This window comes from Acinetobacter sp. YQ_14 (genome assembly GCF_043102985.1).
In the GTDB taxonomy this organism is placed as follows: Bacteria; Pseudomonadota; Gammaproteobacteria; order Pseudomonadales; family Moraxellaceae; genus Acinetobacter; species Acinetobacter venetianus.
The window spans coordinates 63758-78554 of sequence record NZ_JBICJJ010000024.1 but is presented as its reverse complement, the minus strand read 5'-3'; the positions used below and the strand labels follow the sequence as shown (position 1 = coordinate 78554).

Genomic DNA, 14797 nt, shown 5'->3' with positions numbered 1-14797 from the left:
TGGCAATGTAGATGTGTCCATTACCGCATGTCTACATTGCCTTTTTTATTCGGTAATGAGGTAAAAGTATGTCGAAAGATCTGGTATTTAAAGTCGTCATGAAAGGCGATACAAACAACTTTGATTCATCGGTTAAAAAGTCGAAGCAAACTGCAGAGCAGATGTTTCAAGCCATTGGAACTGCAGTTGAAGAATTAGAGAAAAAGACTAAAAAGACATCAGATTCAACAAAAAATATCGTCTCTACGAAAGCACAAGACCGAGTAAAAGACCTCACGGCTGAGTTAAATGCAGCTACAAATGTGATTGTTGCATTGGGTGATAAAAGCACAATTTCTGCTAAAGAAATTCGAACAATGTCTCAACAAAGTCAGCAGGCAATATCATCCTTAAAAGATGAGCTAGCAGCTGCACAATCTCAATATCTACAACTATCTCAAGCAAAAGCATCACCTCAAGATATTGGCGAAGCAATAAGTAAAATCACGGATATAAAAAGAGCAATTCGTGATGTTGAAACAGCGTTTGGTGCATATCAAACGGTTGCTGCGAATGCTATGACAGGTGTAACAAAAGCAACCAGCACCACTATCAATGAAATTCAAAAATTCACTTCAGTAGATTTAAACGTAGTTATTTCCGAAGCTCAAAGTGCTACTCGTGCTATCGAATCTATGGGAGATGGTGCGGTTGTATCCATAAAAGAAGTTCAGCGAATTAGTCATCTTGGTTCTACTGCTATTGAATCCTTAACACGAGAATTAAATAGCGCAAAAAAAGCATGGGTAGATTTATCCAATTCAAAAGGTGTTGATTTAGAAGAACTCACAGCAGCAAAAGAGCGTGTGCAGGGGCTTGAAAGAGCATTAAATCTAGCAGAAACATCAATGACTGAGTTTAAAGGAGCAACTCAGCAGGCTATACATGTTGTTGATCATTTAGATCAAACTTTAGAAAGCACAAATCAAGAACTGAAAGAAACAGAGTCTTTAAGCCAAAAGGTAAGTGAGGAGCTTGCTGGACTCAAGACAGGTTTTAATGCTGTAACAGGTGCATTGGCGGCATTAGGTATCGGGGCAACTGCACAGGAAATCGCGCAAACAGCAGATGAATGGTCAAATCTTAATGCACGAATAAAAATTGCTGTTGGATCTCATGGTGATGCAAAAGCAGCAATGGCTGATGTAATTGAAATTGCAAGGACGACAAATTCAAATTTAACAGCTACGGGTGATTTATATGCACGATTAACTAAAATCGGGCAAGAAATGAAAATCCCTCAAGAACAAGTTTTACAACTAACCAAAACGATAAGCCAAGCCATTCAAGTGAGTGGAGGCAGTGCGACAAGTGCAGAAGCAGCTATTACCCAATTTCAGCAAGCGTTAGCATCGGGCGTGCTACGTGGTGATGAATTTAATTCAATGATGGAGCAATCACCTCGATTGATGCAAGCTCTTGCTGACGGTCTAGGTGTAACTACTGGCGAATTGAGGAAAATGGCAGGCGAAGGAAAATTAACTACTGATGTAGTAACCAAAGCCATGCTTAGCCAGTCGGCAGTTATTCAAAAGGAATTTGAACAATTTCCAACTACAATTGGGAGCAGTATCGAAAATCTTAAAACTTCGTGGACGGTATTCATAGGGGAGTTAGATCAAACACACGGAGTAAGCGCGAAAGTTGCTGAGTCATTAAAATGGGTTGCTGAAAATCTGGATGCTATTTTCAATACTTTAAAATTAGCAACACAGGCATTTATTGCATACAAGGCTCTGAATATTGCCAGTTTATTCCTTGATAAAGCTGCTGGTGTAAGAGCAGCCTCAATAGCTATTACACAAGAAACAGCATCTGTTGTTGCAAATACGCAGGCACAGCTTGCAAATGCAACAGCAACTCGATCTGCTTCAGTAGCTAAAGCTGGATTAGCTACTTCGGCAGTGTCGTCATCAAAAGCAGTAGCGACTGCCACAGTTGCGACTAACAATTCATTGGGTTTGCTAATTGGGAGATTAGGGGCTTTAGGAGTCGCAATTACCGCATTTGGAATTCTAGTACCAACTGTAATGGAGCCAGTAGGTACATGGATTGGCGAGGGATTAGCAAAGCAAGTTGAAAAAGCTAACATGGCTTGGAGTAACTTGAATGCATCAGCTGAAAGCGATAAAAGATATATGACTGCTATAGAGCAGTTAGAATTTCAACTGCAGAACGAAGCAATTGCTGCCAAAGTTTCAGCAGATATGAAAAATGAAATCGCTGATGCTGCTGAAAAAGGTTCAATAAAAACCTATGAATTAAGCAAAGCTTCACAAGATTTAGTCAATAAATTCAATCAACTTGTGAAAGATGGGAAGCTTACAGCTGAAGCATTAAAAGAAGTTAGGGAATCAATGAAATTTGATTCTTTGACTGGCATTAATAATGCGGTTTCGGCATTAAATATGCTGGAAAGAACAGGGAAAATAACTGCACAAGAGTTAAGAGCAGAGCTTAAATCGGTATTGGTGAATGAGGATTTAGTTGTATTTCAAACAAATGCCAAGGCTGCATTTGCAGGAACAGCTCAAGAAGCCAATAAAATGGCTCAAGTTACTCAAGTAGCAATGGAGCTTGCAGTCGAAAGAACTGGTATGAGTTTTGAACAACTGCAAGGTAAAGGTTCTGCAGCTTCGCGATCTCTAGTAAACGACATATTAATTATCGTTGACTCTATTGACGAATTAAAACGTCAAGGCGTTGATGTTGGTTTGGCTCTAAATGCTTCAATTTCTAAAGCAATAGATGGTGCAGAAACAGAGCAGCAAGTTGGTGCTATTAGCAAACAAATACAGAAATTGCGTGGAGAACTGGGTCAAAAGGTCGCTGATGGCTTGTTGCAACAAGCTGAGCAGAAGCTTATTGATATTCAAAAGGAGGCCGATAAAACCAAAGCTGGCATTAACTCAGTGGCAGAAGCTTTTGGAAAGTTTGGCATTCAAACCAAAGCAGAAGCAGCATTATCAGCCAAAAGCTACATGGATGCTTTTGGTGAGATGGAGAAAAGCGGGCAAGCAACGACTGGTCAGCTTAGACAAGCTTTGATGAAAATGACCGATGACATTTATAACAGCGGTGATGCTGCAAAGATTGCTTGGTATGAATCTAAGCTTGCTTCATATGATCTGAAATCATCAATAGATGATCTAGGAAAAGCATCAGTCAAAACAATGAATGATGTGGCTAATTCTGCTAGAAATGATGCAGGTCAAGGCTTTAGAGACTTAGGAAAAATCGCCCGTGAAGAAGCTAAATCAACTGCTCAGGAATGGGAAGATGCAATGGCTAAGGTTGATGCAGCTCGTAAAGCTAAAGAAGCCTCAAACAATAAGGGGTTATCTGAGCTTCAAGGTGGCATTGATCAAATGGCACAGGACTATTACGACCGATTAGTTGCAGCTGGTATGGATCAAAGCAGAGCGCGTGATCTTGCTGATAAAGCTCGATACAGCCTTGCAGTTGAGACAACTACATCACTGAAAGGTGGTACAACCCAGAACATGAATACCACTAAGCAAGAAATGGAGAAGACGCTCGCTTATTGGGAAAACAGAAATTCGAGTAAGTCTGGAAGTGCCAGTGTATCAACAGGAAATAACAGCCCATCAATCCAAGTTCCAAGCATTCAAGCACCTAGTATTGAGTCACCTAAGATGCCTAATACATCCGATATTTCTACACCGAAGACTCAAATTTATAAATTTGAATTTAATGGAAGCGAAATTGAATTTCAGGGTGATCCATCTCAACAAGATCTAGTAAATGATTTCTTTAGTCAGCTTGAGCAGGCTAAAAAGAGGTTCTAATGAGACTATTACGCAAAGCAACAAACGAAACCGTTCTTTTAGAGAACGGTTTTTTATTTTCAGATGAATTTAACTGGAAGCCAGTTGAACAAAATCAAGAATACGCCGTTGATGGGACGCTGATTGTGCAAGAGGGTAAAAAGAAATCGGGTCGTCCCATCACATTGCTATCAAAAACTGAAAAACAGGGATGGATAAAAAGAGCTGTTTTATCCGTGATTCAAGACTGGTCTGCATTACAAGATGAGCAATTCACTCTTGTATTTGAATACCCACATGACAATCGCCAATTCAATGTGATTTTTAATCATGCTGAGGGAGCGATTGAAGCAGATCCAGTACGTGGTGTTCCTACCATTTCTGAGGGCGATTATTACCGTGCAACATTAAGATTTATCGAGGTGCCAGATGCCAGTTGAGACAAATAATTTAGTTTTATACAAGTCTGAACGCCTGACAGACACAACGGATGGTGGCGGTAAATATTCTGGCCAAGTTGTAGTAGATGGTGAGAGCAATAATCTTTTTCCCGATGTATCAGAACTTGATCGAACAATGGGCCGTGTATCACTGCGTAAAATCTTTGCAGGGATTAATAACAACGATACTGAGTCTTTGATGGGATCAACCGTATTCATCTCAAAGAATCCCGATGATCCAAACGTTTCAGCCTTATTGTTCAGTACAGAAAGTCATACTGATGTTCGCTCTAATGCAGCTAACCGTATTGAAAACTATCTTGCTAAGGGTGGTCAGATCGCAGGAACGCCGTTAGATACTTTGTGGCAAGGCATGAAGCTCATTCAAGCTGCAATGTTTAAAACGGATACTGAAAGTAATGTAGGTGATACCATTGTTCTAGTTTCAAATGAAGGACAATCCACTGAATATGAGCAATATGTTCGAATCACAAAAGTAGAAACTCGTATTGCTAAAATGATCATTAATGGTAATGAGGTCGAATACAAGATCGCAACCTACTCAATTAATGATCCATTGAATCGAGATTTCATTGGATTGTCAGCTGCACAGTGGTATGGCGGATCTAAATCACCGACGATCATTCGAGACACCATTGTCGCTGATACTGGTAAATACTATGCCAGTGTTGAGATTGCAGAAGATGTGGCAGTGAATAGCTTTACGATTCAAGCAGCATCAATCTTTTCACAGTTAATCCCGTCATCGCAGACTGAAACGCCTTTAGTTGACTTGAATGCTTTAAGTGAAAATGTTGCTTTAATCGCAGGTAATAGCGGAACGATTACTGCGACTTTCAACACGATTGTGAACACCAGTCAGAGCTTGTATATCGGATCTAGTGTTCTACCGAGTTCTGTTGCTTTCACTCTATTTGGACAAGCAATTACAGATAATGGCGGCACGTTACGCACTGTTTCAGGCACACAAGTAGGAACGATTGATTACCAAACAGGTCTAATTGTTTGGACCAATGCAATTGGTACGGGTGCAGCAACAATCAACCTTACATTTACACCTGCAGCTGCACCAACACAGCCTTTTGAATCCTATGCTTTTCCAGTAACAGCCAACAACCAAGGTACAAACTGGACAGGGGTATTATTACCTATACCTGCACCGGGTGCGCTTAGTATCTCTTTTATGGCTCAAGGCAAGTTCTATACCTTAAAAGATAATGGAACAGGGCGATTGGTTGGTGCTAATGAGTCAATAGGTACAGGAAGTATCAACTATCAAACTGGATCTTGGTTACTAACTACTGGGGCTTTACCCGATGTTGGAACTCCAATCTTACTACTTTGGGGTACTCCTATAACTACCTTTGCACGCGCTGATCTAGCTGTTTTACCAGCAGCGATTGAGTTTGATTTGAATCAACTAGGGATTGCTGCAAGTTCAGTGACAGTGACGTGGCTGCTTGAGGGGGTGGAGAAAACGGCTACCAGTAATGCACAAGGGCAGTTCACAGGTGATGCAACAGGCACAATTAACTATGCCTTAGGCACCGGGAAAATTATTCCAAATAAGTTACCGCAGAAAAATGCTGTATTTACGTTTGCCTTTAACTACGGTGAGCCTAAAGCGCAGACAAAAGCATCTGTAGCACCTGATTCAAACAATAAGCTTATGTTTACGATCGGTACAGGTTCAGCAATTCAACCGAATAGCGTTGAGTTGAGTGTACCTGTTTCTGAAGGATTAGGTTCATCAGCGGTGCAGATCCTTACATTATTTGATCAGCCTATAGATGCATCAACAGGAAATCTAGTGGACGCATTTGGCAATATTCAAGGCACGATCACCTATGCAACGGGAGCTGTTGAAGTTACACCTAATCTAAGTGTAACAACATGGACAACGGTGTATTTACCACAAACCTACTATACGAGTTCTTAATATGAGTGGAGCATTTTCATTACCTCAGGCAAGCCGTGTAGAAGCCGCTCAGGTGCTATACAAGGTATTCTCAAATGTCGACGTACAGGTGAAGTATCGAGATACATCAGGGGTAAATACAGGTACAAAACAAGTCACCGCATCAAAACTTAATTTTGATTTAACCCAAGGATTTGATGAGCAGATTCTCTCAGGTTCTGTTCGTTTTAAAGTAGGTTCAGATACATTCATCGATCGCAATGGTCTAATCTATAGAAATATAGACAGTGCCACGGGTAGTGGTACCCAAAGCGGTACCATTCAATATGGAACGGGTGTGATTGATGTTGATAGCTGGACACCGAATGTTGATAACAATCTTGTATTGCAGTCATTAACCACGACGACAGATATGTTGCCCGTGCAGCATGTCAGTTTTCGGACACCAACTATTCCCATTCGCCCCGGTTCTTTAACGGTGGTTGCTGCGGCAATGGCTGGTGGACAACTTACATTAACCGCAAATGAAGCGGGTGTAATTGAAACAGCTCAAGCGCATGGCTTGGTCAACTTTGAAACAGGTTTTGTTGATCTCTACTTCTACACCAAAACTGAAATCACGACTGAAAATCGTGATGAAATTGAAGCGCAGGATTGGTATTTGCCAGAGCTAGAATATGTCGAATCAACACAAACATTCATCAATGTACCGTACTGGATAGATCCAACCAGTGTTCGGTATAACGCCGTGGCTTATACCTACATTCCACTTGATTCTGAAATCCTCGGATTGAGTGCTACACGTCTGCCACCTGATGGACGTGTACCGATTTTTAGAGTTGGCGATATTGGTGTGATTGCATCTTCAAAGCTTCAAGAGTTGCCAAGCCATGTTGCAGGGCAAACCTATGATTTAAATGATCAGCGAATATCTTGGTGTGAGCTTGAAGATAGTGAGGGAACCAAAGTTCCTTATGACATGTACACGGTTGATTACGATTATGGGAAAGTGACGTTAAGTGGTGACTTTGCTTTGAATAGCCTAGTTGCTCCGATCTCAGCAGCATATCGCTATCAAGATATTGGCTTGATCAATGATGTTCAGATCAATGGCCAAGTGACTTTCACCAAGCCTGTGACGCACAACTATAGTGCGGCAGATTCTATTGTTGGATCGGTGGTTGTAGTGGGCGACATGTTTAGCCGATACACCAGTAAGTTTGTACAAGGCACGTGGAATAGCACATGGTCTGATGAGCCGAGCGGTTCAGCAATCACCCCTAATTACAATGATGCACTTTATCCAATTGAAGTAACCAACAAAGGTGCTATTCAGGAACGCTGGGCGATTGTATTCACAGATACAACCAATTTTAGAATTATCGGCGAGGTGTCAGGTCAAATTGGAACGGGCAATGTAAATGCGGATTGTGCCCCGATCAATCCAATCACTAGTGAACCTTACTTTGATATCAAAAAAGAAGGTTGGGGCACAGGTTGGGTATCGGGTAATGTTCTTCGCTTTAACACTATTACTGCGATGTATCCACTTTGGTGTATTCGCACTGTGAAGCAATCTGAACCTACAACACTGAGTGATAACTTCCAAATCATGTATCGCGGTGATATAGATCGAGTTATCTAATTCTTTAAATCCCAAGGGCTGCATTTGCAGCCTTTTTTATTGAGTATAGGAAATGGTCGCAAGTACAGATATTAAGTTTTATGTGCATACAAACAACAACGTGCCACAACTACAAAATGCTTTTGGTTGCATGATTGATGTGCTGGATGCTTGTTTGATTAATGGCTTTGGTTCTCAGGCGGTGGCTACACTTACAGCTAGCGGTACGACAGTCACTGCAACTTATGGTTCTGCACACAATTATTTGCAGTATCAAGTGGCTAAGATAGCAGGTGTAAATCAAGCAGAATTCAACGGTGAGCATCGGATTTTAACTGTACCCGATGCCAATACAATCACCTTTGAACTTGCTGCGGTGCCAAGCGTAACTACTGCAACAGGCACAATTACATCTTCTTTGCCTTCATTAGGATGGTTGAAACCTTTTAGCGGCACTGGTAAAGCGGCATATCGTTCTGCAAATACCTTGCTCACTTCACGGCCTTATTTGCGTGTAGTTGATGCATTAGATCCTGTCTACACTTCGACTTATGCCAAATATGCGAAAGTCGGCATTGTTGAAGATATGTCTGATATTGACACGATGTTTGGTGTACAAGCACCTTATGACTCAGTAAATCCAGATAAGAACTGGGTAGGCACAGGTTCAGGTACAACAGCAATTAATGGCTGGGCACGTTGGTATTATGCAAGAAGCGGATCACCTACAACAACGGGAACTGACACTACAGCACCAGCAAGTGGAAATCGTGCATGGGTGATTATTGGCAATAAAGACTGGTTTTATATTTTTAACTCAACAGCAGTATCGAATACAGATCTTTTAGCATACGGATTTGGTGCATTTGAAAGCGCCTTGAATACTGACAATGCAGTCAACTTTCTGTCATGTACATATAATTATGCAGGAGCAAGCTCAGGATTTTATCTTGGTGATACTGTAGCGCTAACGCGCGGTACGCAAGCTACGCTATTGCTTCAACGGAAATACGATATGTCGGCCGTACCAAATACAGCTAGAGTATCGTCAGTAGCTTTCTCAAATTTTGCTGAGACAACAACAGGGGTGAGCAATACAGTTGCAAGCTTTGCTGGGAATATACCATTTGCACCTGTATTTATTTTTGAAACGGGTTCAATTTTTCGTGGGCAGATTCCAAATTTGCATTGGATATTTCAGACAAAACCACTCACACATCTAACTCCATTTACTAAGTCAGGACAGATCTATTTGCCAATTAACGTAACGAGTAATACTAGCTCAGGGCAAGTGGTTATTGGGGTGGGTAGTTTATGACAGTACTTGTGAAATTAGCAGTAAAAACAATCAGAACATCTGAAGCAGATGGAATATTAACTTTATCAGAAGGATTGTCAATTAAAGGGCAAATAAGGGAGTTGAATATTCCTTTACCATGTCGCGTTAGATTGTTTGAGCGTTTGACAGGCCGCTTGATAGATGACGTTTTAACTGATGTATCAGGTAATTATGAATTTACACATTTAACCGTAAATAAGTTCTTTGTCGTTGCTCATCATCCTGAAAATACATTTAACGCTGTAATTGCAGATCTGGTGGTGCCGAAATGAGTGTGATTCCTTCTATGGCTGCTGGCTTGGCTCAGTTGCAAGCACTAGCCAATTTCCTTGATTCGGGTAGCAGTAATGCGACCATTTCATTTTACAAAGGCACAAAACCTGCCAACGTAGCTAATGCAGCAAATCTAAGTGATAAGTTGGTTACGATGAACTTACCCGAGCCATGCTTTAAGCAACTAAACGCAGACAGCATTGAGCTTTACCCAACCGATGCAGCAACGGTGACACAAGCAGGCACAGCCACATGGGCACGGATATACAATGGAAACGGTGATGGCGTTGCAGATTTAGCAGTGGGGGCAGATATTACACTGGCAAATCCTAATCTAGCACTAGGTAGCAATCTGATGGTTAATTCAATTGTGCTTAGACCATCTACTTAAAATGAGGTGTGCATGTGTCAAATTACATTCCACCCGATGGCCATCAAGTAAATTTAAATTTCACTGAAATTATTGGTGAAGTTAATTCACACAATGTAATCCTGAACTTTGGTGCAGATGAGGTTAATACAGCAAGTATTGATGCTGTTATAGCCACAACTTTAAGTGCGGACATTACAGCAATACAGGGTAACTTTGCTCAGATTGACTGTGTTGTAAGTACGAGTTTTGAAGCTGAATTAAGCGCTATTTCAGTAAGTCAGCAATGCAATATTGATGCAGTGATTAATACGGGTTTTAGCTCAAGTATTGATACGCATTTTGATATTAATTTCATCCGTGGACTCAACCACGTAGGTGTTTTTGAATATCAACGATCATTGCCAGCATTACTGGATCATCATATCAGATATGGAAAATCAGTATTCAAGGCGCATAACAGCGCCTTTATTTTTGAGCGCGGTTTAACCATCTCAAACGCCGTTACAGCAGGCTTTGATAAGTCTACGTTCCTGCAGCAGTTGGTTAGAACTATATTTGAAGAAACCACTGGATTGGCCAGCACTGCAAAAATCGTATGGCAGGAAAACGATAAAAGATTCATTGCTCGTACTTTGGTATTTGAAGAATCTGAAAAGTTACTAATCAACCGCCAGACTGCTTGGGATGAAATGATTAGAAAGCGTAAGAAAATTACGTTTAGTCATGAAGTTGCTGCAGTGTTTGAAAAGCGGTTCACATTCATCCATGACAAAGGCTTGGAACTGGTCACAGCTGATTCAATCCCTTGGGAGGTAGCAAGGGCGGTCTATTACCGTAAATCAAGTGTTGATCCAATTGAGCCACACCCAAAGCCTGAATACGTTGGATCACCTGATCTTAATTTTATTTGTTTATGTCATGACATTGATTCGCACAATGTTGTTTTAAATTTCGGTGCTGATGAATGTTTGCCAAACATTGCACCCGTAGACTGGTGGTATATCGTGAATGAAATCAAAGTAACCCGGTTAGACAACGGGCAAGAGATCCAAATATACAATGGCGATTACAGTACCGACCGAAGCAGTTGGAGCTGGTCATATAACCTATCGATCCCTTTTTATGAAAAGTCTAAAACTGAGCCGATTAATGGCCAGCCTGTAATTCTAAAAATCTTGATCAATGGCAATGAGCATCGCATGTTGCTTGAAAACATTTCACGCTCAAGACAGTTCGGCAAAGATGTTTACAAGCTCTCAGGTCGTAGTCCTACCGCGTTACTCGATGCGCCATATTCACCAACACGATCATTCACGCAAGAAAGTGAGCGATCGTCTGTGCAATTGGTTCAAGCTGAACTTGATCGAGTGAATAGTGACGTTGTGTTGAATTGGGATCTGATCGATGCGCTGGGTTGGATCTTGCCGCCTGAAAGCTTGAGTTATTCAAATCTAACACCAATAGCCGCGATAAAACTTATTGTTGAGGCTGCTGGTGGCTTTATCTACAGTGAGCCGAACAGCAATACCTTGACGATTAAACCGCGCTATAAAAAGACATGGTGGGATTCGATTGCGATCGATGATTATGACCGTGTGATTCCTGAGAGTATTGTCACCGATCAATCCACCAATTATGAACCGTATCCAGACTATAACGGTGTATTCCTTACTAATGACCGCAACGGCGACACGGGGCAGATCAAACGTGTTGGCACCGCAGGTGATGTGCTTCAAGAGTTGATCAATAATCCTTTACTGACATCTACAACTGTGATGCATAGTAAAGGCCGTGAAGTGTTGGCCAAAGCTGGACTCGTAGAAAATCACAGTTTATTGATGCCAATCACTCAAGAAATCGGTTTGTGTTTACCTGGTGAATTAGTCGCATTTAACGGTGATTGGTGGGGCATTGTTGATGGTGTTAGTGGTTCATTTACACATAAGCTTGTGAATCAGACCGTCAAGATCGAGAGGGTGAATCGTGAGTAATATCTATAATCGCTTCTTTGAGATGCTACCAAAGACCCCCGAGTTTATTGGAACTGTTCAAAGTGCAGATCATCCAATTTACAAAGTGTTAGTCGCTGACGGTACAGGGCTTGTGCTTTGTACTAGTGCTACGGTCTTTAACGTAGGAGCAAAGGTTTATATCAGCGGAAATGAAATAAAGAGAAGAGCGCCCACAGGCGCTGTATATCAAATCGAAGTTTAACTTAAGAAAAACAGACAATTCCATTTGTCTGTTTTTGCTTTTGAGGTTTAGATATATGGGTATACTGATCGTTCTATTATAACAAAGGACATAAGAGTGAAAAAATTAGTACTAGGATCTTTGATAACAATTGCTGCTACAAGTAGTGTATTTGCTGAATGCACATATAATTTTGATGCAACTGAAACGCAGATATCTCAGATTGATTCTTCTGTAACTGGGTTTCCTGTCAAAAATAATCAAAAAGTAGGTTTTAACATTGTAAGTAATGAAGGCGTTAAGGGATATGCCGCTTATAGTTCTGCCTATGCAGCAAATAAAATTTCAGGTGTGAATAATGGTGATGTAGCAGCCCAAACCAGTGGGATTTTTGCATATGAATATAAGATCAAAGTACCGACATCACTACTTTCAGGTGATGAAGCTTTGGTATTTTTCCCTTTAACAATGATTGGAACAACGAACAATCAGCAAACTCAAACAATTGATATTGCTTATTCAAATAATGTAGCCACTAATCCTAATAAAAATGAACTTAAACTTTATACAAATTTTTCAGGCAGTCCTGTTGATATGCCTGTTGTCTCAACTTCAAATGGCTACCAAACGGTAGGCATTTATGTGAATAGAGATACAAATCAAGTTGGTTTGATTCATAACGGAATTAATAAAGGTTATGTTCGTCAATTGTCAAATGCCTTTAATAGATTAGCTTTTATAAATATTGCTGCTCAGTCTAAGTTTGCAGTTAATTCAACGAATTTGGGTCAAGAAATCTCAATTGAGTTGATTACAGACCATACCAAGCTTCAAAACACATATCCCACAGGTACTAAAGATATTTGTGGAAATGTAATCTAAATCAAACCTCCTTAGGGAGGTTTTTTTAATTAACAACTTGACCGCCTTTACAGGCGGTTTTTTATTATCTGGAGAAATGAAAATGCATGAGCATTTATCGATCAAAGCACTACCGTGGGTTTTAAAAATCTTTGCTGCAGTCGTAGGCGCGATTTTCGCACTTACATTAAGTGGAGATATTGATAAGGAAGGTCGGATCAAGATCAACATTGGTGTTGTAATGAAGTTTGTTTTCAGTGTGGCCATTAGCTTATTTGGAGGGGCTGCATTCATTGAGTATTTTAATTTGGGGCATTACTCACACATGGCTCAAGGCTTTGTAATGCTTATGTTTGCAGTGTTTGGGATGCTGTGCATTGGTATCTTGTATCAAGCTGTGCAGCTGATGAGAGGTAAGTCACTGGCCGAAATAATTATTGAAGTGAAAGAAACGTTTAGCTCAATTTTTAAATAAATCAAATTTAAATCCTGTACCGCCGAAAGGCGGTTTTTTATTGCCTAAAGGAATGTGAAATGAACTTTAAGAATTTACAGAGAAAGCTTGGTGTTAAAGATGATGGTGTTGTTGGTCGCGGCACTCTTACAGCCTTATTCAAAACGTTAGGGGCGAATCAAAGTCGAGCTGAAGAACTGGCATTAGCTGCTAACGTACATTTTAAAGATTATGCAATTCTCTACAATGAGTTGCGCTTTGCTCATTTCATTGCACAGCTTGCACACGAATCAGGCAACTTTCGTTATATGGAAGAAATTGCAAGCGGTGCTGCTTATGAGGGGAGGAAAGATCTAGGTAATACTGAAAAGGGGGATGGTACGCGCTACAAGGGTCGTGGACCAATTCAATTAACTGGACGTGCAAATTACCAAAAATACGGACGAGCATTGGGCATTGATTTTGAATCTCATCCTGAACTGGTATCAATTCCAAGTATTGGCTTACTTGTAGCGTGTAAATACTGGACTAATAACGGACTAAATGAACTCGCTGATCGTGATGATATTTTGAAAATCACACTTAGAATCAATGGTGGCACTAACGGACTTGATGACCGAAAAGCCAAATTAGCTTTGATAAAAGGGTGGATGTCATGACGAAAGATGTCCATAGAATTAAGTGTAAACGCTCATTATCTTCACTGATTCTGAGCGTTTTTATTTTGTGTCTATTTTCAGGATGTTCAGCTCACACGATCAATAGCAATGTGAATGTTGGTATATGTGTAAAAGCCCTATGAGCTGTTTTTTTAAATCAAATAGTTAATTTTATTGTTTTCAATTCTCAATACTTTTTTCTTTTCTAGTGCTTTAATGATTTTACTTTTTTCTTCATCTGAAATGGCACCTTTATATTGAAACATAGCACTAATAAAATTTTCTAAAGATTTAAATTTTGCAGGACGACTTTTCAATAAGCGCTCTGTTACATAATCAATATCTATGCTTTGTTTGTCTTTAACTTTTTCGACATATTGCTCTTCTTCTTCTTTTCTTGCGGTCTGAATAAGTAGTTGGGCAAGCCTAAATTTATCTCTATAACTTAGTTGAAGGGTTAAGTTTTTAATTTCATCATATTTCATTTTTTTCAAGGAGTTAGTTTAAATAATATTATTTATTTTAGTTAAGAATAAATTTAATTCAAGTTTAATGTAAAAATTAAAAAGAAGCCCTCAAGTGAGGGCTTCTTATAATTAATTAACAGTACCAAGCACAGGAATCATTCTTGGCCCAGCTTGTCTTGCTTTTCTAATAATTTCAACTAACTCATCGTATGTTAGATTGAATGAATCTTCGCTATCAAATACATAAACCATATTCTTACCTTCATACTCAGGTGGAGTAGGTGGAACAAAACGCTCAGGAATAAGCATTTGAGTAAGTTGTTCATCCGTTAATTTAAATAAATGCAT

At 40.1% G+C, this 14797-nt stretch carries 14 protein-coding genes; 12 read left to right on the top strand and 2 right to left on the bottom strand.

The window, feature by feature from the left end:
- Window positions 1-68: 68 nt before the first annotated feature.
- The 12 genes from ACF8D3_RS13485 to ACF8D3_RS13430 all read left to right on the top strand — a co-directional run bounded on the left by ACF8D3_RS13485 (window position 69) and on the right by ACF8D3_RS13430 (window position 13982).
- Window positions 69-3848, top strand: a complete 3780-nt coding sequence (locus ACF8D3_RS13485) for a tape measure protein (protein ID WP_392471861.1) — start codon at window positions 69-71, stop codon at window positions 3846-3848.
- Window positions 3848-4267: a hypothetical protein gene (locus ACF8D3_RS13480; RefSeq protein ID WP_392471859.1), complete on the top strand. Its 420-nt coding sequence runs from the start codon at window positions 3848-3850 to the stop codon at window positions 4265-4267. Before ACF8D3_RS13485 ends, ACF8D3_RS13480 begins: the two co-directional genes overlap by 1 nt.
- On the top strand, window positions 4257-6227 hold the full coding sequence (locus ACF8D3_RS13475; RefSeq protein WP_392471857.1) for a hypothetical protein: 1971 nt from the start codon (window positions 4257-4259) through the stop codon (window positions 6225-6227). Before ACF8D3_RS13480 ends, ACF8D3_RS13475 begins: the two co-directional genes overlap by 11 nt.
- Before the next feature lies 1 nt (window position 6228).
- The gene (locus ACF8D3_RS13470; protein ID WP_392471856.1) at window positions 6229-7851 is read left to right on the top strand and encodes a hypothetical protein; all 1623 of its coding nucleotides are present in this window, start codon (window positions 6229-6231) and stop codon (window positions 7849-7851) included.
- Between the two features lie 52 nt (window positions 7852-7903).
- Entirely contained in the window at window positions 7904-9148 is a 1245-nt protein-coding gene (locus ACF8D3_RS13465; RefSeq protein ID WP_392471854.1) for a hypothetical protein, read from the top strand.
- Window positions 9145-9441 (top strand): carboxypeptidase regulatory-like domain-containing protein, encoded by a 297-nt coding sequence (locus tag ACF8D3_RS13460; RefSeq protein ID WP_392471852.1) that lies wholly within the window; start codon window positions 9145-9147, stop codon window positions 9439-9441. Before ACF8D3_RS13465 ends, ACF8D3_RS13460 begins: the two co-directional genes overlap by 4 nt.
- Window positions 9438-9833: a hypothetical protein gene (locus ACF8D3_RS13455; protein WP_392471850.1), complete on the top strand. Its 396-nt coding sequence runs from the start codon at window positions 9438-9440 to the stop codon at window positions 9831-9833. The genes ACF8D3_RS13460 and ACF8D3_RS13455 overlap by 4 nt, the downstream gene beginning before the upstream one ends.
- Window positions 9834-9847: 14 nt before the next feature.
- Window positions 9848-11806: a hypothetical protein gene (locus ACF8D3_RS13450; RefSeq protein ID WP_392471848.1), complete on the top strand. Its 1959-nt coding sequence runs from the start codon at window positions 9848-9850 to the stop codon at window positions 11804-11806.
- Complete coding sequence (locus ACF8D3_RS13445; RefSeq protein WP_392471847.1) at window positions 11799-12029, top strand: hypothetical protein; 231 nt, start codon at window positions 11799-11801, stop codon at window positions 12027-12029. Before ACF8D3_RS13450 ends, ACF8D3_RS13445 begins: the two co-directional genes overlap by 8 nt.
- Before the next feature lie 96 nt (window positions 12030-12125).
- Window positions 12126-12890 carry a DUF4882 family protein gene (locus tag ACF8D3_RS13440; protein ID WP_392471845.1) on the top strand — a complete coding sequence of 255 codons (765 nt, stop codon included), beginning with the start codon at window positions 12126-12128 and terminating at the stop codon, window positions 12888-12890.
- A gap of 82 nt (window positions 12891-12972) precedes the next feature.
- Window positions 12973-13344, top strand: a complete 372-nt coding sequence (locus tag ACF8D3_RS13435; RefSeq protein ID WP_392471843.1) for a hypothetical protein — start codon at window positions 12973-12975, stop codon at window positions 13342-13344.
- A 59-nt stretch (window positions 13345-13403) separates the two neighbouring features.
- Window positions 13404-13982, top strand: a complete 579-nt coding sequence (locus ACF8D3_RS13430) for a glycoside hydrolase family 19 protein (RefSeq protein ID WP_392471841.1) — start codon at window positions 13404-13406, stop codon at window positions 13980-13982.
- Window positions 13983-14134: 152 nt separating this feature from the next.
- Here the strand turns inward: ACF8D3_RS13430 and ACF8D3_RS13425 are convergent, their stop codons facing one another.
- Together ACF8D3_RS13425 and ACF8D3_RS13420 are read right to left on the bottom strand one after the other, a co-directional pair.
- Window positions 14135-14467: a hypothetical protein gene (locus ACF8D3_RS13425; protein ID WP_061516555.1), complete on the bottom strand. Its 333-nt coding sequence runs from the start codon at window positions 14465-14467 to the stop codon at window positions 14135-14137.
- Between the two features lie 111 nt (window positions 14468-14578).
- Window positions 14579-14797, bottom strand: a complete 219-nt coding sequence (locus ACF8D3_RS13420; RefSeq protein ID WP_039047579.1) for a hypothetical protein — start codon at window positions 14795-14797, stop codon at window positions 14579-14581.

What these genes read in the sequence shown, in the direction of transcription:
- ACF8D3_RS13455 (WP_392471850.1), top strand. Translation starts at nt 9,438, where the DNA reads ATGAGTGTGATTCCTTCTATGGCTGCTGGCTTGGCTCAGTTGCAAGCA.
- ACF8D3_RS13425 (WP_061516555.1), bottom strand. Translation starts at nt 14,467, where the DNA reads ATGAAATATGATGAAATTAAAAACTTAACCCTTCAACTAAGTTATAGA.
- ACF8D3_RS13430 (WP_392471841.1), top strand. Translation starts at nt 13,404, where the DNA reads ATGAACTTTAAGAATTTACAGAGAAAGCTTGGTGTTAAAGATGATGGT.
- ACF8D3_RS13435 (WP_392471843.1), top strand. Translation starts at nt 12,973, where the DNA reads ATGCATGAGCATTTATCGATCAAAGCACTACCGTGGGTTTTAAAAATC.
- ACF8D3_RS13420 (WP_039047579.1), bottom strand. Translation starts at nt 14,797, where the DNA reads ATGCATTTATTTAAATTAACGGATGAACAACTTACTCAAATGCTTATT.
- ACF8D3_RS13485 (WP_392471861.1), top strand. Translation starts at nt 69, where the DNA reads ATGTCGAAAGATCTGGTATTTAAAGTCGTCATGAAAGGCGATACAAAC.
- ACF8D3_RS13465 (WP_392471854.1), top strand. Translation starts at nt 7,904, where the DNA reads ATGGTCGCAAGTACAGATATTAAGTTTTATGTGCATACAAACAACAAC.
- ACF8D3_RS13470 (WP_392471856.1), top strand. Translation starts at nt 6,229, where the DNA reads ATGAGTGGAGCATTTTCATTACCTCAGGCAAGCCGTGTAGAAGCCGCT.
- ACF8D3_RS13475 (WP_392471857.1), top strand. Translation starts at nt 4,257, where the DNA reads ATGCCAGTTGAGACAAATAATTTAGTTTTATACAAGTCTGAACGCCTG.
- ACF8D3_RS13460 (WP_392471852.1), top strand. Translation starts at nt 9,145, where the DNA reads ATGACAGTACTTGTGAAATTAGCAGTAAAAACAATCAGAACATCTGAA.
- ACF8D3_RS13480 (WP_392471859.1), top strand. Translation starts at nt 3,848, where the DNA reads ATGAGACTATTACGCAAAGCAACAAACGAAACCGTTCTTTTAGAGAAC.